This is a genomic window from Afipia sp. MLSD5-FHT05B12 (assembly GCF_058793355.1).
Genome location: NZ_JBXAFS010000022.1, coordinates 1 through 16,973, shown reverse-complemented (window position 1 = coordinate 16,973; position 16,973 = coordinate 1). Strand labels below are relative to the sequence as shown.

At 62.7% G+C, this 16,973-nt stretch carries 17 protein-coding genes; 7 read left to right on the top strand and 10 right to left on the bottom strand.

Annotation, left to right across the window (positions count from 1 at the left end):
• Positions 1-102: 102 nt before the first annotated feature.
• The 3 genes from AC1Q6J_RS20295 (at position 103) to AC1Q6J_RS20285 (ending at position 2,883) form a co-directional block, all read left to right on the top strand.
• Complete coding sequence (locus AC1Q6J_RS20295; protein ID WP_492280990.1) at positions 103-639, top strand: MarR family winged helix-turn-helix transcriptional regulator; 537 nt, start codon at positions 103-105, stop codon at positions 637-639.
• A complete protein-coding gene (locus AC1Q6J_RS20290; RefSeq protein ID WP_492280989.1) occupies positions 636-1,361 on the top strand; it encodes a response regulator in 726 nt (241 codons plus the stop codon). The genes AC1Q6J_RS20295 and AC1Q6J_RS20290 overlap by 4 nt, the downstream gene beginning before the upstream one ends.
• 133 nt (positions 1,362-1,494) lie before the next feature.
• The gene (locus tag AC1Q6J_RS20285; RefSeq protein ID WP_492280988.1) at positions 1,495-2,883 is read left to right on the top strand and encodes an ATP-binding protein; all 1,389 of its coding nucleotides are present in this window, start codon (positions 1,495-1,497) and stop codon (positions 2,881-2,883) included.
• Positions 2,884-3,114: 231 nt separating this feature from the next.
• Here the strand turns inward: AC1Q6J_RS20285 and proC are convergent, their stop codons facing one another.
• From proC to lgt, 8 genes are all read right to left on the bottom strand, one after another.
• Positions 3,115-3,951, bottom strand: coding sequence for a pyrroline-5-carboxylate reductase (proC, locus tag AC1Q6J_RS20280; RefSeq protein ID WP_492280987.1), 837 nt, complete (start codon positions 3,949-3,951; stop codon positions 3,115-3,117).
• A 179-nt stretch (positions 3,952-4,130) separates the two neighbouring features.
• Positions 4,131-4,631: a type III secretion system chaperone family protein gene (locus tag AC1Q6J_RS20275; RefSeq protein WP_492234730.1), complete on the bottom strand. Its 501-nt coding sequence runs from the start codon at positions 4,629-4,631 to the stop codon at positions 4,131-4,133.
• A gap of 425 nt (positions 4,632-5,056) precedes the next feature.
• Positions 5,057-6,010, bottom strand: coding sequence for a ribose-phosphate pyrophosphokinase (locus tag AC1Q6J_RS20270; protein WP_492281019.1), 954 nt, complete (start codon positions 6,008-6,010; stop codon positions 5,057-5,059).
• Between the two features lie 328 nt (positions 6,011-6,338).
• A complete protein-coding gene (locus AC1Q6J_RS20265; RefSeq protein ID WP_492280986.1) occupies positions 6,339-6,965 on the bottom strand; it encodes a hypothetical protein in 627 nt (208 codons plus the stop codon).
• Positions 6,966-7,129: 164 nt separating this feature from the next.
• Positions 7,130-8,059 carry a MerR family transcriptional regulator gene (locus AC1Q6J_RS20260; RefSeq protein ID WP_492280985.1) on the bottom strand — a complete coding sequence of 310 codons (930 nt, stop codon included), beginning with the start codon at positions 8,057-8,059 and terminating at the stop codon, positions 7,130-7,132.
• A gap of 93 nt (positions 8,060-8,152) precedes the next feature.
• Positions 8,153-8,920, bottom strand: coding sequence for a peptidoglycan editing factor PgeF (pgeF, locus tag AC1Q6J_RS20255; RefSeq protein ID WP_492280984.1), 768 nt, complete (start codon positions 8,918-8,920; stop codon positions 8,153-8,155).
• Positions 8,917-10,026, bottom strand: coding sequence for a class I SAM-dependent methyltransferase (locus AC1Q6J_RS20250; protein ID WP_492280983.1), 1,110 nt, complete (start codon positions 10,024-10,026; stop codon positions 8,917-8,919). The genes pgeF and AC1Q6J_RS20250 overlap by 4 nt, the downstream gene beginning before the upstream one ends.
• A 51-nt stretch (positions 10,027-10,077) precedes the next feature.
• Positions 10,078-10,926, bottom strand: coding sequence for a prolipoprotein diacylglyceryl transferase (lgt, locus tag AC1Q6J_RS20245; RefSeq protein ID WP_492280982.1), 849 nt, complete (start codon positions 10,924-10,926; stop codon positions 10,078-10,080).
• 290 nt (positions 10,927-11,216) lie between these two features.
• On the opposite strand from lgt, the gene AC1Q6J_RS20240 reads away from it, so the two are divergent.
• Positions 11,217-11,480 (top strand): accessory factor UbiK family protein, encoded by a 264-nt coding sequence (locus tag AC1Q6J_RS20240; RefSeq protein WP_492280981.1) that lies wholly within the window; start codon positions 11,217-11,219, stop codon positions 11,478-11,480.
• Between the two features lie 206 nt (positions 11,481-11,686).
• Entirely contained in the window at positions 11,687-12,244 is a 558-nt protein-coding gene (locus AC1Q6J_RS20235) for a TetR-like C-terminal domain-containing protein (protein ID WP_492280980.1), read from the top strand.
• A gap of 140 nt (positions 12,245-12,384) precedes the next feature.
• Here the strand turns inward: AC1Q6J_RS20235 and AC1Q6J_RS20230 are convergent, their stop codons facing one another.
• A complete protein-coding gene (locus AC1Q6J_RS20230) occupies positions 12,385-13,479 on the bottom strand; it encodes an HD-GYP domain-containing protein (RefSeq protein ID WP_492280979.1) in 1,095 nt (364 codons plus the stop codon).
• Between the two features lie 205 nt (positions 13,480-13,684).
• Between AC1Q6J_RS20230 and AC1Q6J_RS20225 the strand changes: the two genes are divergently transcribed.
• Entirely contained in the window at positions 13,685-14,740 is a 1,056-nt protein-coding gene (locus tag AC1Q6J_RS20225; RefSeq protein WP_492280978.1) for an acyltransferase family protein, read from the top strand.
• Positions 14,741-14,746: 6 nt separating this feature from the next.
• Here the strand turns inward: AC1Q6J_RS20225 and zigA are convergent, their stop codons facing one another.
• Complete coding sequence (gene zigA / locus AC1Q6J_RS20220; protein WP_492280977.1) at positions 14,747-15,961, bottom strand: zinc metallochaperone GTPase ZigA; 1,215 nt, start codon at positions 15,959-15,961, stop codon at positions 14,747-14,749.
• 378 nt (positions 15,962-16,339) lie between these two features.
• Between zigA and AC1Q6J_RS20215 the strand changes: the two genes are divergently transcribed.
• Positions 16,340-16,973, top strand: a 634-nt coding sequence (locus AC1Q6J_RS20215) for a 50S ribosomal protein L25/general stress protein Ctc (protein ID WP_492280976.1), incomplete at its 3' end; no start/stop codon positions are given.

Sequence of the window (16,973 nt, the reverse complement as noted above, 5' to 3'; positions counted from 1 at the left end):
TAAGGACCAAGGATGGCGAGTAAAGCGAACTAATATTTCGTCGTCATTGCAATTTTTGTAACATTGAACCCTATATACGTCAATATGGCTGACATAAAATTTATGAAGGCAGGAGCTCATTCCGCTGACGCCGCCACCGGCTCCACGACGCCGGGGGGCGCCCCTTTGCGCTGGGACATCATCGAGCTGCTGTTCTTCGCCTACCGGGACTTCGTCGGCGATGCCGACCATGTGCTGGAGGAGTTCGGTTTCGGCCGCGCCCACCACCGGGTGGTGCATTTCGTCACCCGCTATCCGGGTTTGAAGGTCGCTGACCTGCTGGATGTCCTGCGGATCACCAAGCAGTCGCTCGGGCGCGTACTGAAACAGTTACTCGACGAGGGCTATATCGTTCAGAAAGCTGGCGACAACGACCGGCGGCAGCGTCTTCTTTTCGCCACGGCGAAGGGCGAGGCCCTTGTGGCGAAACTGGCGGGATTGCAGACGGCACGCATTACGCGCGCGCTCGAAACGATCGGGCCGGAAAGCGCCGACACCGTGCGGCAGTTTTTACTGGGCATGATCGACCACACCGATCCCGACAAGGTGCTGGAGGAAATTCTCCGAGGTAGCCGCAAGACGGCGAAGGATTCAAGGTGACAGAGACCTCGATACGGGAGCGAGCGGGCCGCCAACTGGCCGATGACGCGCCGCATCTGCTGCTGGTGGATGACGACCGCCGCATCCGCGACCTGCTGTCGCGTTTTCTCGCCGGCGAAGGTTATCGCGTCACTACGGCCATGAGCGCCGCCGATGCGCGCGCCAAGCTGACCGGCCTGCATTTCGATCTCCTGATCCTTGACGTGATGATGCCGGGTGAAACCGGATTCGATCTCGCGCGTTCGATCCGCACAACTTCGGCGGTGCCGATTATCATGCTCACCGCGCGTCATGAGGCCGAGAGCCGCATCGAAGGCTTGCAGATCGGCGCCGACGACTATGTCGCCAAGCCGTTCGAGCCGCGCGAACTTGTGTTGCGGATCGCCAACATTCTCAAGCGCGCCGCGCCGGTGGTGGCGCCTGCGATCGAGTCGGTCGCGTTCGGGCCTTACGTCTATCATCTCGAGCGCGGCGAACTGCGCGACGGCGAGAAGATCGTCCATCTCACCGACCGCGAGCGTGACATGTTGCGCATTCTCAGCGCGACGCCTGGCGAGACCGTGCCGCGCGGCGCGCTGACCGGCGGCGACGGCACCGTCAACGAGCGCGCGGTGGATGTTCAGATCAACCGGCTGCGGCGCAAGATCGAGCGCGACCCGGCCAATCCGTTGTTCCTGCAAGCGGTGCGCGGCATCGGCTATCGCCTCGTGGCGTCGCCGTGAGAGCGGAGTGTGTTGCCGTGCTCCAGAAAAATGCAGAAAGCCAGATTCGATATTTAGGGGATGCTGCATGGAGCGTGCAGCGAGGACGAACTGCTTCCTCTCCCCGGTGGGGAGAGGTGAAGAAGAAGCGCTCATGAGTACGCTCGACACTGGCCTCACGTTTATCCGCACTGCATCGCGGCGCGTATCCCGCGCCAGCGAATGGCTGGGCCGCTGGTTCAAGGAACTGATGCCGAAGGGGCTCTATGCCCGTGCGCTGCTCATCATCATCGTGCCGATGGTGATCCTGCAATCGGTGGTCGCCTTCGTGTTCATGGAGCGGCACTGGAACACGGTGACGCGGCGTCTGTCCGCGGCGGTGGTGCAGGATATCTCCGCGCTGATCGATGTTTACAGGTCCTATCCTCAGGACAAGGATCGCACGCAGATCAAGCGCATCGCGCAGCAGCGACTCGGGCTGGTGGTGGATTTCCTCCCGGTCAACGACATGCCGGCGCCGGGGCCGAAGCCGTTCTTCTCGCTGCTCGATCAGACCTTGTCGGTGCAGCTCAGCCGCCAGATCGCCCGCCCGTTCTGGATCGACACCGTCGGCCGCTCGTCGCTGGTGGAGATCCGCATCAAGCTCGATGATACGGTGATGCGCGTCTTCGCGCAGCGCAGCGCGGCCTATGCATCGAATTCGGAAATCTTCATCTTCTGGATGCTGGGCACGTCGTCGATCCTGCTGATCGTGGCCGTGCTGTTCCTGCGCAACCAGATCAAGCCGATCCTGCGGCTGGCGGATGCCGCGGAAAGTTTCGGCAAGGGCCGCGAGGTTCCAGACTTCCGTCCGCGCGGCGCGCGCGAGGTTCGCCGCGCGGCGCTCGCCTTCATGGAAATGAAATCGCGCGTCGAGCGCAGCATCGAGCAGCGCACCGCGATGCTGGCCGGCGTCAGCCACGATCTGCGCACCATCCTGACCCGCTTCAAGCTCGAGATGGCGCTGATCGGTGACAGCCCGGAAGTCGAGGGCATGCGCAAGGACGTCGACGAGATGAGCGGCATGCTGGAGGCATATCTGGCCTTCGCGCGCGGCGACAGCGGCGAGCAGGCGCAGCCGACCGACATGGAGCAGGCGCTGGAGGAACTGCGCAGCGACGCCGAGCGTCACGGTCACGCTGCGACCGTTGTATTCCACGGTATGCCCGTCGTGATCGTGAAGCCCGCGGCCTTCAAGCGCTGTATCGCGAACCTGGTGTCGAACGCAGGTCGTCATGCCAACGCCATTTCGATTACCGGCCATCGCGATCACCGCTATCTGACCGTGACGGTGGACGACGACGGCCCGGGCATTCCCCCGGATATGCGCGAGGAAGTGTTCAAGCCGTTCCTGCGCCTTGATGACGCGCGCAATCAGGATGAGGGCGGCACCGGGCTTGGCCTGGCCATTGCGCGCGACATCGCGCGCTCTCATGGCGGCGACATCACGCTGGGCGACAGCCCGATGGGCGGCCTGCGCGCGACGGTGCGCGTGCCGGTGTAGTTCGTTCTGCTTCGCCATGATGATGAAGTGAACGCGTGATTTTTCAACACGTCGTCCCCGCGAAGGCGGGGACCCATACTCCTCACGTCTTCGATCCTGACGAGGATTTGCCGCGACATCCCGCCTGAACTGAAAATCCAGGGGTTATGGGTCCCCGCCTTCGCGGGGATGACATTGTGAATGGAGCGGTGCTTTCGCTCAGTTCTCCCCGCAGGCGGGGAGAGGGAGCTTTTACTTCGCCAGTTCCTTCGAGCGCTTGGCCGCCGCTGCGACCGCGCGCGTCAGCAGCGGCTGAAAACCGTTCGCGCCCATCAGCACCTCCAGCGCGGCCGCCGTGGTGCCGCCCGGGGAGGTGACGTTCTTGCGCAGGGTCGCGCTGTCGAGATCCGACAGGCGGAGCAGTTCACCGGAGCCTGACACGGTGGCCCGCGCCAGCGTTGTCGCCAGTGCTTCGGGCAATCCGGCTGCGATGCCGGCGCGAGCGAGTTCTTCGGCAAGCAGGAACACATAAGCCGGACCCGAGCCGGATACGGCGGTGACCGCATCCATCAGCGCTTCATCCTCGACCCATTCGACGCCGCCGGTGGCGCGCAGCAGCGCATCTGCGACGGCGCGCTGATCTGGTGTAACGCCGTTCGCCGGGACTGCGACTGTGATGCCGCGTCCGATCGCGGCAGGTGTGTTGGGCATGGCGCGGATCACCTTGCCGCCGCAGACTTCGGTGAGGCCCGCGATGGTGGTCCCGGCCATGATCGAGACCACGAGGGTGGATGCGCCCACCAGCGGCTTCAACTGCGGTCCGGCATCGCGAAACATCTGCGGCTTCACCGCAAGCACCAGCACGCCGGCGGTGCCGATGCTCTTGATTTCCGGATTGAGATGTACACCGCGCGCGACAAAACTGCGGGTGTCATCGGACGGGTATGGCTCGATGATGGTCACGCGTTTGGCATCGAGTCCTCCGTCGAGCCAGCCGGACAGCATCGCGCCCCCCATCTTGCCCGCGCCCGCGAGTACGAGTGAGCCTGTGAAGTTCTTCAGCGCGTCGGAGGAAGTTACTGTTGCCATGACTCAATCCACTCGGGTCGTCCCCGCGAAAGCGGGGACCCATAACCACAGAGTTCTATTGAATCAGCGGGGACGCAACAAGCGATAGCAGCTTGCGCGGGAGCAAAAGATGGGTCCCCGCTTTCGCGGGGACGACATCGTTGATTTGGTGAGCGTTCGAACGAACTCAGGTAAGCGAATTACGCCTCGCCCGCGGTATCGAACATCGCGGCGCTCATGGCCTCCGCGGCGGTCTTGCCGGCCCAGACCACGAATTGCAGCGCCGGATAGTAGCGCTCGCAGGCGTGCAGCGCGCCTTCGAGCATCAGTTCGCACTGCGCGGGCGTGGCAGTCATGCCGCCCGGCAGGATCAGCGCCTGCCGGTACATGATCGATCCAGTGGTGAGCCAGACATCGAAATGGCCGATCCACAACTGTTCGTTGATCGCGGCGATCAGGCGCTGCACTTCGCCGCGCCGCGCCTCGGGGATTTTCATGTCGAACGTACAGGCCAGATGCAGCGCATCGATGTCGCCCATCCAGGTGAACGACAACTGATAGTCGGTCCACTGTCCTTGCGTCAGGATGGTGATCTCGTCGTGACCCGAGCGTTCGAACGACCAGTCGTTGGAGGAGGCGATCTCCTCGACGACCGAAAGCGGACTGCTTTGCGAATCCGTTATGATGTCCAGATGGGACATGCTGCCTTCACCCTCTGCTTGGTGTGGGATGTGAAACGCTGAACGAAACGCAAAGAACGAGCGAGAACTGTCGCTGCAAGTTCTCCGTTTACGATCATGACGACCCGGCTTTCGGATCGTGCGCCGCAACGGCAACCTTGTGACAAGATTGATCGGTGATTTGCGCAAGGCGCGCAACGCCACCGCGAATCCCGTCCACAGGCAAAGGGTTAATTTCCTGTCTCTTCAACAGGTAAGCGCGACGCGCAGTGATGACGTCCGCTTTCGCGTCGATTCATGAGTCCGTGCATGAGCTTAAGCTCCACTGACTCAAGCCTGGATTGTGCCAGGCGCGAGAACAAAACGGAATCGGATTCGCGCGGCGCGAGTCGCAAAGACTCATTGCGCGCGCAGGGTGAGAAAAATTAATTCTGAGATTGAGCCGTTCAGTCGAACAGGCTCGACACCGACTCTTCGGACGCGGTGCGGCCGATGGCTTCGGCGATCAGGGAGGCGACCGAGAGCACGCGGATATTCGGAGCCTTGCGCACCGCATCAGTCGGCTGGATCGAGTCGGTGATCACCAGTTCCTTGAGCCGCGATGAGGTGACGCGCGCGACCGCGCCGCCCGACAGAACGCCATGGGTGAGATATGCCGAGACTTCCTTGGCGCCGTATTTGAGCAACGCGTCGGCAGCATTCACCAGCGTGCCGCCGGAATCGACGATGTCGTCGATCAGGATGCAGTTATAGCCGGCGACATCGCCGATCACGTTCATGACTTCGGATTCGCCGGCGCGTTCGCGGCGCTTGTCGACGATGGCCAGCGGCGCGTTGATCCGCTTGGCAAGGCCGCGTGCGCGGGCCACGCCGCCGACGTCGGGTGACACGACCATCACGTTGGCGAGGTCGAACTTCTCCTTGATGTCGCGCACCATCAGCGGCGAGGCATAAAGGTTGTCGGTCGGGATATCGAAGAAGCCCTGGATCTGGCCGGCATGCAGGTCGAGCGTCATGACGCGGTCGGCGCCGGCATGGGTGATCATGTTGGCCACCAGCTTGGCCGAAATCGGGGTGCGGCCGCCGGCTTTGCGGTCCTGCCGCGCATAGCCGAAATAGGGGATCACGGCGGTGATACGGCGCGCGGACGCGCGGCGCAGCGCATCGGTGATGATGAGCAATTCCATCAGATGGTCGTTGGTCGGAAACGACGTCGACTGGATAATGAAGACGTCGGAGCCGCGGACGTTTTCCTGAATCTCGACGAAGATCTCCATGTCGGCGAAGCGGCGCACGCTCGCCTTGGTCAGCGGAACGCCGAGCACGGATGAAATCTCGGCAGCCAATTCGGGGTTCGAATTGCCTGCCACCAGCTTGATGGAGCCATTCTTCGCTGAAATTGCAGCCTCTCCTCGCGGCGTGGGGGAAACGCTTTTCAACATGTGCTACCTAGTGTCCCGAATCCGAAGTTCGCTTTCACTCTGCGGCATCCTCCTTAGCGAACTTCGGATTCGAGAGGACACTAGCAAGTCATAACGCTGGTGTGGCCTTGGTTCGCATGCCCGCAAACAAATTCACGTCGGACGACATGCGGGCCTGCGAACAGCAACACCAGGGAACCCGTTACCAGCTCTTTTGCAGGCGCGTGATAACAAGGACAGAACAAGGCTGGCAATATAGCCCTTGGTGTTTTCCTGCAAAAACCCGCTTGCGGACAGGGCCAAAACCCTAATGGGCGCTGAAGGCCAGCGTCTGCATTTGTCCCGGGGCCGATTCAGGCCGATTCTCGTCGATCTGTGCGATGGCGGGGCCGGATCGCGGGGCGGCCGGAGCAGGGGATTCCTGCGCCGGGGCGGTCCCGCTGATCAGTCCGTTGAGGCCGTTCAGTCCGGCCAGGGCGATTCGGCGCATCAACTGGTCATCCGCCGTGGCCCAGGCGTCGCGGCCACCCTTGCCGGCGGGCTCCTCGCCGCTGAGGCGGACGGCGCGTTCCTGATCCCGGTCGTAGACGTCCCAGACCCAGGCGATGGTGGTCTTTCCGCGCCGGACCTGTGCCGACAGATAGCTGCGGACCCGGTACGAGGCCTGCGCTTCGCGCGATACGATGGTGAAGCTGCGGGCGCTGGATTCGGTTTCCAGCGCGCGGACCAGCCGGTCGAACACCTGCGGCGGCGGGCCGTCCACGGATTCAAAGGCGACCGTCGGCCCGAAGGACGAGGTGGTGGCAATCGGGCCGGACCCGCTGGTGGTGCAGGCGGCGGTCAGGCTCAGCAGGACCAGCAGCAGGGGCGCCCGCGCAATCCGCAGCGCTGCCCAAGAGGCTGTCCAAGTGATTGTTCGCCCGTTGAAAATCATGCCCGCCCCGAGTCCGTCGCCGGCGGGGTTGTGCCCTGCACGGCGGGGTTCGGTCCAGCGATATCGTTAATGAGCGTTAACGTCTAGGGCAGGCCGTGGGCAGGGTTTGCAATCCGCGACCACGGCCGCCGGTATTTGAGCCAAATCCGAGCGAAGGCCGCCCTTCAGACCAGATGATGCTTCATGGCGTCGATGATCCAGGTCCATTCCCGGTTCGGGCTGGTCTGGGGCGACTGGCCTTTCATGATCGCGACAAGCTCCCAATAGCGCACCGCGCGGTCATCATGCGCGGCGTACCTGGTGCGCAGCCACGCCTTGTAATCGTCATCCGGTGCGCGGCCCATCACGCGCGCGGAGGTTTCCAGCCATTCCTGCGCAAGCTCGTGAGCTCGCTCCGATTCCGGTCCGAACCCTTGCGCGATAGCGTCCCTGGCTTTCGCGATGAAGGGGTCGGCAGCCGCCTGCCAGGCGTTGAGATCGAAGTTGGCGCCGTCCCAGACTTCCTTCGCGTTGGCGCGCATGGTGGTGATGAATTCCGGATCGTCGAGGATCGCGGAGAGTTCGATCCATGCGTCGCACTGTTCCGGCGTCGGATTGTCCGGCAGTTCCGGCGTGCTGGCCTCGATCATCTGGCGCATCCATTCGGGATCGATGCGGACGTCCTTGGACACCTGGCTGTAGAAGCGTTCGATGACGTTGCGGCGTTCGGCACGGGACAGATTGGTCATGGTCCAGAATCTCCTCAGATCTGCTTCGGTGAGTTCGGGGGAGCGGAGCGCGGCACGCAGTGTGGACGCGACGCGGCGCTGCGCGGCGATTTCAGCCTCGAGTGCGCGGAGCCGGAGTTTCAGCGCGTCGGTCAGCGACAGTTCGTGCGACAACACTTCGCGGATGGCGTCGAGACCGACGCCGGCGTCGCGCAGGCAGCGAATGAGATCGAGACGGACAAGCTCTTCGTCAGTGAAGACGCGATAGCCGCTCTCGGTGCGTCCCGCGGGCGGGAGTAATCCCTTGTCGGAATAGAAGCGCAGCCGCCGGACCGAAACGCCGCTCAGGCGCGCGGCCTCTCCAATGGTGTAGGTTCGATGTGTCATGGAAGCGTTGTGGGGCTTCCACCGGGTGGAGAGTCAAGGCTGGTCGCCAGAATGAATTCCGGTCAGGGCGCTCGATAATGTCGCAGGCGCGCGCTAGCCGTCCAGCACGATGGCGTGGATGTTGCGGCCGTAGTCCGGTTCCTTGCGGTGCGTGGTGCGGCGGTAACTGAAGAAGCGCTCGTCCGCATAGGTGTCGACGCCGGCATCGTCGATCATCAGGATGCCCGCGCGCTCCAGCCGCTGGCGGATGTAGCCCGCGAGATCGAACATCGCGTGGTCCGCGCGCGTGGACGGGACGAAGAAGCGCGCGTTATCGGGCGCGCCGTCCGAGAAGCGCGCGACGAATTCCGCGCCAACCTCGTAGCTTTGCTGACGGATCAGCGGGCCTATCGCGGCAATGATGGAGCCGCGCGACGCGCCGAGGCTCTCCATCGCGGCAATCGTATTCTCAAGCACGCCGCCGATGGCGCCCTTCCAGCCGGAATGCGCCGCGCCGATCACGCGTGTCTGCGGATCGACAAACAGAATAGGTCCGCAATCCGCCGCGGTGACGCCGAGCGCCAGTCCCGGCACGTTCGTCACCATCGCATCGGCGTGCGGGCGCGATGCGGTGTCCCATGGCGCGGTGGCGACCGCGACATCGGGCGAATGGATCTGGAACACGGTGAGAAACCGCGCGGGCATGACGCCGAGATGTTCCGCCATGCGCCGGCGGTTTTCTGCGACATGCACCGGATCGTCGTTCGATCCGAGACCGCCGTTGAGGCTCTTATAGATGCCGCTCGAGACGCCGCCCTCGCGCGAAAAGAAGGCATGGCGCAGGTTCGGGACAGCCGACAACAGCGGCGACGTGAATGTCATGATTTCGTGTCCTGCTCGGACAGCGCCGCCAGCGTCTCGATCGCGGGATGCGAAATGCCGAGGACCTTGAACAGCGAGCCCATGCCTTCAGGGCTTGGGCCGGTAAGACGGGCCAGTCCCGCGGTAATCAGCTTCTGGCCGTCTTCGGTCGCGTTCTTCATCAGTGCCTGCGCACGGGTCTCGATCCCGAGGCTTTTGAGGAACACGCCTTGCTCCACCGGGCCATGGGCGCGCGCGCCGACATCCTCGGCGGCGCGGGCCAGCGCCTGAAAATCCACATGCGCGGTGACGTCCGCGAGGCCGGCATTGCGCAGCGGGTTGGTGTAGTTGTGCCGTGCGACCGCCTGGAACGTATCGCCGGCATCGCTGCGCAGATGGCCGTAGTCGATGATCAGCGCGGCGCCGCCCTGATCGCGCAACCGGCGCGCGATGGTCATGATCTCGTTGTCGGGCCGCCACTCGAAGATCGCGCCATTGGGCGCGGCGCGCACCAGCGGCGGCAGCAGCACCTCGAATCGCGGCATCGGGTCCTTGGCGATGCCGTAGGCGAGAACGTCGTCATCGATCTCGATGACGCGCTCGTGCCACCCGGTGTCCTGCTTGACCGCCTGATGGACCGGCAGCGCATCGAAAAATTCATTGGCGAGAACGATCGCGGGCCCGTCCGGAATGTCCTCGATCCGGTCGTACCATTCCACATAGGCCGCATCGGCGAGCTTCTCGCGTTGCTTGTCGCGCAGCCTCTCGCTGGCCTCGACCAGATGCACGGTGATCGCGTCATGGAACGCCGGCAGAATCCGCACCGCGCGCAATGCATCCGACATCATGGTGCCTCGGCCGGGTCCCAGTTCGATGAACTTGACCTCCTGCGGCATGCCCATCGCATTCCACACCGACGCTGCCCACAGTCCGACCAGTTCGCCGAACATCTGGCTGACTTCCGGCGCGGTGATGAAATCGCCGTCGCGGCCGAGCGGATCGCGCTTGAGGTAGTAGCCGTATTCCGGATGCGTCAGGCAAATCTGCATGTAGCGCGACACCGGCATCGGGCCGTTCGCGGTGATCTGCTTTCTGATCAGGGTTTCAAGCGGCGAATAATCGGACACGGCGAACTTTCGGAAATCGGGAATCGCAAATTTAAATATGATCTTACGTTATTATGCCGCTTTGGCGGCGCCGTCACCCGCCGAGCGCGGCCCGCGGCGCCATGCAGCGGCGATAAAAGCGAGGCCCGCGATAATCATCGGGACCGACAGGATCATGCCCATCGTCAGGCCGCCCCAGAGGAATCCCAGTTGCGGATCGGGCTCGCGGAAAAACTCGCTGATGATGCGCGCCACGCCGTAGAGCGCGGCGAACGCACCGATAATGAAGCCGGGGCGCTTCAGCGCGCCGCCGCGGATCAGCAGCGCCAGGATGATGAAAAGAACGATGCCCTCGAGACCCGCTTCATAGAGCTGGCTTGGATGGCGCGGCAGCGGGCCGCCGTTCGGGAATACCATCGCCCAGGGAACGCTGGCGTCGGCGTGACGGCCCCACAACTCGCTGTTGATGAAGTTCGCCAGCCGTCCGAGCAGCAGGCCGATCGGGCCGACCGCGCAGGTGACGTCGCCCAGCGACAGCACCGGGATATTCCGCTTCCAGCCGAACAGCAGCACCGCGATCACGCAGCCCATGAACCCGCCATGGAACGACATGCCGCCGGTCCAAAGCTTGAAGATCTCGGCGGGATGCTGGGTGAAGAAGCCGAGATTGTAGAACAGCACATAGCCGGTGCGGCCGCCGAGGATGATGCCGAGCGTCACCCAGAGGATGAAGTCGTCGAAATCCGTGACCGTGAACGGCGCCCTGCCGCCCCACAGCCGTTCGCTGCGGATGATCTTCCGCGCATAGAGCCAGCCCAGCACGATGCCGCCGATATAGGCCAGCGCATACCAGCGGATCGCGATCGGCCCGATGGCGATGGCGATGGGGTCGAAGACGGGGAACGCGATGGTCAGAAACATGAGCAGGCGATGTCCGGCGGGGTGCGCGAATCCTGGCGTCTGTTCCGCAAAACTAGCCCCGGTTTGCGACAGGAATGCGCGTTTAACAATTCACGTGTTTCTTACATCTTGCGCCCCGGCAAGGCCATCACCATTGTCTGATCCAGCCAACCAGTGGTCTGTTGCCACTAGAAATATAATTGCTGGCGGAGCCTTGGATTTGACATTCGCTTTGCGGACGTGTGGTTAGTTGGATAGCGAATGTCAAATCCGCTCCACCAGGCGGGAAATCGGCCCTTCGGAGTGTAATGATGACCCAGACCAGCAACCGTTTTTTCGACGAGATCGCGCGCCTGATGAATGACGCCGCGGGCGCCGCCTCGGGCGTGAAGCGCGAGGTTGAAACCGTCGTGCGCAGTCAGGCCGAGCGCATTCTGCGCGACCTCGATCTCGTCAAGCGGGAGGAGTTCGAGGCGGTGAAGGATATGGCGCGGCTCGCACGCGAGGAGAACGAGGCGCTGAAGACGCGCATCGCCGCGCTGGAGAAGAAGCTCAGTCCCGTCGCGGAGACCTGAGGGTTCCTCTCACCCCTTTCTTCCTCTCACCCCTTTCAGAGCGGGAAGGTCACAAGCGATCGCGACAGGCGACTCGCGTGAAGCCGACGATTTGAATCTAAAGGATTCAAATTCGCGCCAAAGGCGTTGACCAGTGCGCGCCCAGAATCATCATTTTGATTGCACGGGAGTGTATCGTGGCGCGAGCTGAGGTTGCGAGGTGAGCCGTGGCTCAATTCGACCGCACAAGCATTTCTGAAGTCGAGCACGTCATAAAGGCGCCCGCATCAAGGTGGGACAAGAAAATTGCCGCTGACCTGGTTTCCGAAATGGAAGCCTTCTTCGGGAAGGTGGACACGGTCCCGCAGATGAAGCAGGCCCTGGCGATCGCGGGCTACCAGGGGCTTCAGCGGCAGATTGAAAAGGCCGTTGAAGGAAAGACGAATCTGGATGCGGTGAGGGCGATGGCGCTTGCGATGCGCAGTTTCGCCCTCGGCAGCCCCGGACTGGCCGTCGCGTCATTTCGCGATCCGGATGTCGACAATTCCGAATCCCAGAAAGCAGCGGGACAACTGGTTCAGGTCGTCCTGCGCGTTTTTGGCGATGCGGGAATCAACGGCGAGTCCGCCAGGCATGCGATCCGCATTCTCAAGAGCCTCGTCCGCGGATTTGTGCTGAACGAAATGTCGGCTCCGGTGGCCCGCCCCATGGAGTATCAGAAGAGCTACGTCTTCGCCGTCGAGATGTTTGTCAGCGGTTTAGCTTCGCTTCGCAAAGAAGCATGAGCTTGCGTTCATCGGGTCATGCATCGCGATGACAGGGTTTCGCTGATCGCATCAGTCTGGCTCGAATGCCCGGGGGCGAAATCAGCTTTCTCAGGAAAGCGGAATTTTGTGTGGTTCCTTGAAGGGCTGTTCGCTGCTGCTCACGTCCCCAGCGCCACAGGGCGGAACGCCTGGCGCAGCGCACCGTCGAGCTTGCCCGCCATCAATTCCATGATCCCAAAGGCCTGCTCCGGCGTCATGGCGGAGGTTTCGGCATCAGGCTCGAGTAGCGTGGCGTATGTATCCACCAGCGTGATGATACGGACGATGTCGCTGACGCGTTCTCCCTGAAGGCCTTCCGGGTAGCCTGTGCCGTCGAGCATTTCATGATGATGCAGCACGACGTCGAGCACCTCGCCGGGAAATCCGCGCTGCTCTTTCAGCGCGTTGTAACCGAGCCGCGCGTGTTGGGCGAGAATGGCGTTTTCCTCGTCGGTCAATACGCCGGCCTTTTCCAGAATGGGGACGGGAATGAACGCCTTGCCCACATCGTGGAGCAAGGCGGCGCGCGTCAGGCGGCGCTGGTCGTCTTCGCGCATGCCGAGATGGTGCGCGAAGGCGACGGCATAGCCGGTGACGTGAAGGGTGTGGCGGTAGCTCCTGTTGTGATGCTTGTTGACCGCGATGAGCCATTGCCGCAATGAGCAGCGTTTCAGCGCGCGCAGGATTTGCGTTTCCGCCTGCATCACGTCGTCGAGCGAGAGCGGAATGCCGGCGGGGAGCCGGCGGAAAATCTTCGACATCACGACCAGCGCGGCGGTGACGCCGGTGCTCAGGATTCGTGCGTCGGTAGTGCGTTCGTCTTCCGGCGTTTCCGGAAACACCTCGCGGATCCGGTGCAGGATGCTCTCGGGATGAAACGGCCTCTGGATGGTGTCGGTCGCGCCGAGCGCCCAGGCCTGCGCAGAGCCGTGATGAAGCGCATCGGCCAGCACGAACAGCCGGGGCAGCGGCTGATAGTCCTTGCCGGTGAGCTTGCTGCGCACGCGCTGCACGGCGGCGGCCGAGGTGAGATCGATGTCGATGACGACGCCTGCGAAATCGCTGGCCGGGTGATCGGGCAGGTCGAAAATGGAGATCGTTTCCACGCTGCCCGCGTTCCTTAGAATGCGCGCGAGTTCCTCACTTTGGTCCTCACAATCCGATGCGAGCAGCAGACGTCGCGTTGTCTGCGGAAGTTCTGCCAAAGCGGCCATGTCCGTCCTCTGCGGGGCGTTCGGTAGTTATGCACTCCACAGGTGTAGCGAAAAACAGGTTCCCGACCCTTAACAGTTATCCTTAACGGCGAGTGGCAATGCCGGTCACGCAACGGTGGCTTCTGTTCGTGCTACCTTGGCGAAATCTATCCCGGCTGGCTGCCGGAATGGTAACGATCAGGTTAAAGGGCCGGTGCCGCCTGTCATGCCGAAGATTTTGTCGATTCAGTATCTGCGCGCCGCCGCCGCTCTCATGGTGGTATTTTTTCATGCCGACGGCATGGCGCAGGAATACTTCCATTTTCATGGGCTGCCGTTCGGCGCGGCCGGCGTCGATATCTTCTTCGTCATCAGCGGATTCATCATGTGGATCACCACGGCGTCGGAGCGGACCACGCCGGCATCCTTCGCGGTGAACAGGATCATCCGTATCGTGCCGCTCTACTGGGCGATGACACTGCTGCTTTACGGCGGCTGGCTGATCTTTCGCGATCCGGCGACAGTGCCCTCGCTGTGGAATCTCATCCGATCCCTGCTGTTCATCCCGTTCGTTTCGCCGCGAACGGGAGAAATCCAGCCGCTGCTGATCGCCGGATGGACACTGAATTTCGAGATGTTCTTCTATGCGGTGTTCGCCCTTGCGCTTCTGATTGCGCGACGGCACCGGGCGGTGTTCGTTTGCACTGTCCTGAGCGCGCTGGTCGTATCCACGTTATTTGTTCCACCGTCGGGGCCGGTCGCGCTCACCTACACCAGCCCGCTGCTGATCGAGTTCATGATCGGATGTCTGCTGGGTGTCATGTATGAGCGCAAGGCGTTGCCGCGCCCGGCTGTTGCCGTGTTCCTGCTCGCCACCGGATGCGGCCTGCTGCTGACGTCAGGCATGCTGTCGGCAGCCAACATTTCTGCTTCGCGCTTTTTTCATTGGGGGCTTCCGGCATTCCTGATCGTCACCGGCGCGCTCGCGCTCGAACCGAAGTTGAAGGATTGGCGCCTGCCGATGTTGCTGGGCGACGCATCCTATTCGATTTATCTCACCCACGGCGTCGTACTCTCTGCCGTGAAGAGCGCGGTCGTCTTCTCGGGCAACGGTGCGCCGTCACTGCTGGCCGGCGGGTTCATTCTCGCTGGGTGCCTGGCGAGCGTCGTGGGCGGCGTTCTGGCCTACCGGATGATCGAAATGCCATTGGTTGCGATCTGCAAGAATCTGGCCGCGGTGGTTCGGCGGCCGGCCGCGGTCGCCGCGCACCGGCCGACCTGACACCCCTCACGCCGCCTCATTCGCGCGCCGCCACACCGGAAACGGGTCGCGAAGTTTGGCCCAGGCATCGGCGTCCATTCTCTCGGTTTCCGTCGAAGGAACCAGGCACCCATCGAGCCGCCGGGTCAGTTCGGCGATGTCCACGCCGGTGCCGATGAAGACGATCTCCTGCCGCCGGTCGCCCCACACCTGCGACCAGTTACGTTCGATTGCACTTCGCCACTCGGGATGATCGGGCCAGCGTTCCTTTGGGATCGCCGCCCACCAGAAGCCCATCGCCTCGCTGCGCACGATGGCGCCGGCCTGGCTGAGTTCGCCGACCCATTGGGGCCGCGTTGCCAGCCAGAAGTGGCCTTTGGCGCGTATCACGCCGGGCCAGCTTGAATGAATGAAGCCGTGAAACTTCTGCGGGTCGAACGGGCGGCGTGCGCGATAGACGAAACTCGTCACGCCGTATTCCTCCGTCTCCGGCGTGTGGTCTGCGAAGCCGTACAGTTCCTTGAACCAGACCGGGTGCTGCTGCGCCTTCTCGAAGTCGAAGCGTCCGGTGTTGAGGACTTTGTCCAGTGGCACTCTGGAAAAGCTGGTCTCGATGATGTCCGCTTCCGGATTCAGCGCCTTCAGGATGCGGCGCGCGGCTTCGCGCTGCGCGGGCGAAGCGTCCGCGATCTTGTTGAGTACGATGACGTCGGCGAACTCGATCTGATCGACCAGCAGATCGGCCAGCGTGCGCTTGTCGCCGTCGCCGAGCGACTCGCCACGGTCGCGCAGGAAATCATGCGAGGCGTAGTCGCGCAGCAGGTTCACGGCGTCAACGACGGTCACCATGGTGTCGAGTTTCGCCACGTCGCCGAGGCTTGCGCCGTTCTCGTCGCGGAAATCGAAGGTGGCCGCGACCGGCAGCGGTTCGGAAATGCCGGTGGATTCGATCAGCAGGTAGTCGAACCGTCCATCGCTTGCGAGCCGGCTGACTTCCTTGAGCAGGTCGTCACGCAGCGTGCAGCAGATGCAGCCGTTGGTCATCTCGACCAGTGTCTCATCCGTCCGCGACAGGTTTGCACCGCCATCGCGTATGAGGTCCGCGTCGATGTTCACTTCGCTCATGTCGTTCACGATCACGGCCACCTTCAGGCCCTGACGGTTGTTCAGCACATGGTTCATCAGGGTCGTCTTCCCAGACCCGAGGAAGCCGGAGAGCACGGTGACGGGCAGTTTTTTCATGAGAATCGAACAACCTTTTCAAAGCGATGCGGGAGAGACGGCGGGGAGGCATGGGCGGGTTTCAATATATGTTATGTTATAACATAACATAATCAATTCAACCGAAGCAAGGCGGGGAGGCGGCGATGCGAGATGGCCCGCGAATTTACAAAGAAATATCGGTTATCCCCGCCCAGGCGCGGGTGAGGCGGCGGCGTGCCAGGGCGCGAAGTTTCAGGCTCCAGACCGTCAATAAAATCCCGTCATTTCCTTGTATTTCAGGCCCATTGGGGCTAAGAACCCGCCACGTCAGCGGCCCCCGCACCCCTGGAGGCTTGCCGCGTCGTAAAACCGGGCCGCTTTGCGGCCCTTCACTTTTAAAGCTTAAGGAACTCAACAATGGCGACCGTCAAGGAATTGAAGGCGACCGCTCGTCCGAAGGCCGGCAAGGGGGCCGCCCGGGCTGAACGTCGCGCTGGCCGTATCCCGGCAGTGATCTATGGCAACAACCAGCCCCCGCTGACCATCTCGCTCGACGATGCTGAACTGCGCCTGCGCATTCAGGCCGGGCGTTTTCTGACGACGATTCACGACATCGAACTCGACGGCAAGAAGCACCGCGTGATTCCGCGCGACTTCAGCCTCGATCCGGTGCGCGACTTCCCGCTGCATGTGGACTTCCTGCGTCTCGGCGAAGGCTCCAAGATCCGCGTCAGCATTCCGCTGCACGTGCTGAACGCGGAAACCGCGCCGGGCGTGAAGCGCGGCGGCACGGTCAACATCGTGACCCACAACATCGACCTCGAAGTGCCGGCGGACAACATTCCGCAGTATCTCGAAGCTGACGTTGGCAAGCTCGACATCGGCAGCTCGCTTCACATCACCGACATCAAGCTGCCGAACGGCGTGAAGCTGTTCACCCGTGAGGACGCGACGCTGGTCACCATCGTTCCGCCGTCGGGCTACAACGAAGAACTGAAAGCCGCCGCGGCTGCCGCTGCCGGTGGTGCCGCGCCTGCGGCCGGTGCTGCTC

What these genes read in the sequence shown, in the direction of transcription:
- AC1Q6J_RS20285 (WP_492280988.1), top strand. Translation starts at nt 1,495, where the DNA reads ATGAGTACGCTCGACACTGGCCTCACGTTTATCCGCACTGCATCGCGG.
- AC1Q6J_RS20275 (WP_492234730.1), bottom strand. Translation starts at nt 4,631, where the DNA reads ATGTCCCATCTGGACATCATAACGGATTCGCAAAGCAGTCCGCTTTCG.
- AC1Q6J_RS20230 (WP_492280979.1), bottom strand. Translation starts at nt 13,479, where the DNA reads ATGGCCGCTTTGGCAGAACTTCCGCAGACAACGCGACGTCTGCTGCTC.
- AC1Q6J_RS20260 (WP_492280985.1), bottom strand. Translation starts at nt 8,059, where the DNA reads ATGACACATCGAACCTACACCATTGGAGAGGCCGCGCGCCTGAGCGGC.
- AC1Q6J_RS20265 (WP_492280986.1), bottom strand. Translation starts at nt 6,965, where the DNA reads ATGATTTTCAACGGGCGAACAATCACTTGGACAGCCTCTTGGGCAGCG.
- AC1Q6J_RS20225 (WP_492280978.1), top strand. Translation starts at nt 13,685, where the DNA reads ATGCCGAAGATTTTGTCGATTCAGTATCTGCGCGCCGCCGCCGCTCTC.
- AC1Q6J_RS20295 (WP_492280990.1), top strand. Translation starts at nt 103, where the DNA reads ATGAAGGCAGGAGCTCATTCCGCTGACGCCGCCACCGGCTCCACGACG.
- AC1Q6J_RS20240 (WP_492280981.1), top strand. Translation starts at nt 11,217, where the DNA reads ATGACCCAGACCAGCAACCGTTTTTTCGACGAGATCGCGCGCCTGATG.
- lgt (WP_492280982.1), bottom strand. Translation starts at nt 10,926, where the DNA reads ATGTTTCTGACCATCGCGTTCCCCGTCTTCGACCCCATCGCCATCGCC.
- proC (WP_492280987.1), bottom strand. Translation starts at nt 3,951, where the DNA reads ATGGCAACAGTAACTTCCTCCGACGCGCTGAAGAACTTCACAGGCTCA.
- zigA (WP_492280977.1), bottom strand. Translation starts at nt 15,961, where the DNA reads ATGAAAAAACTGCCCGTCACCGTGCTCTCCGGCTTCCTCGGGTCTGGG.
- pgeF (WP_492280984.1), bottom strand. Translation starts at nt 8,920, where the DNA reads ATGACATTCACGTCGCCGCTGTTGTCGGCTGTCCCGAACCTGCGCCAT.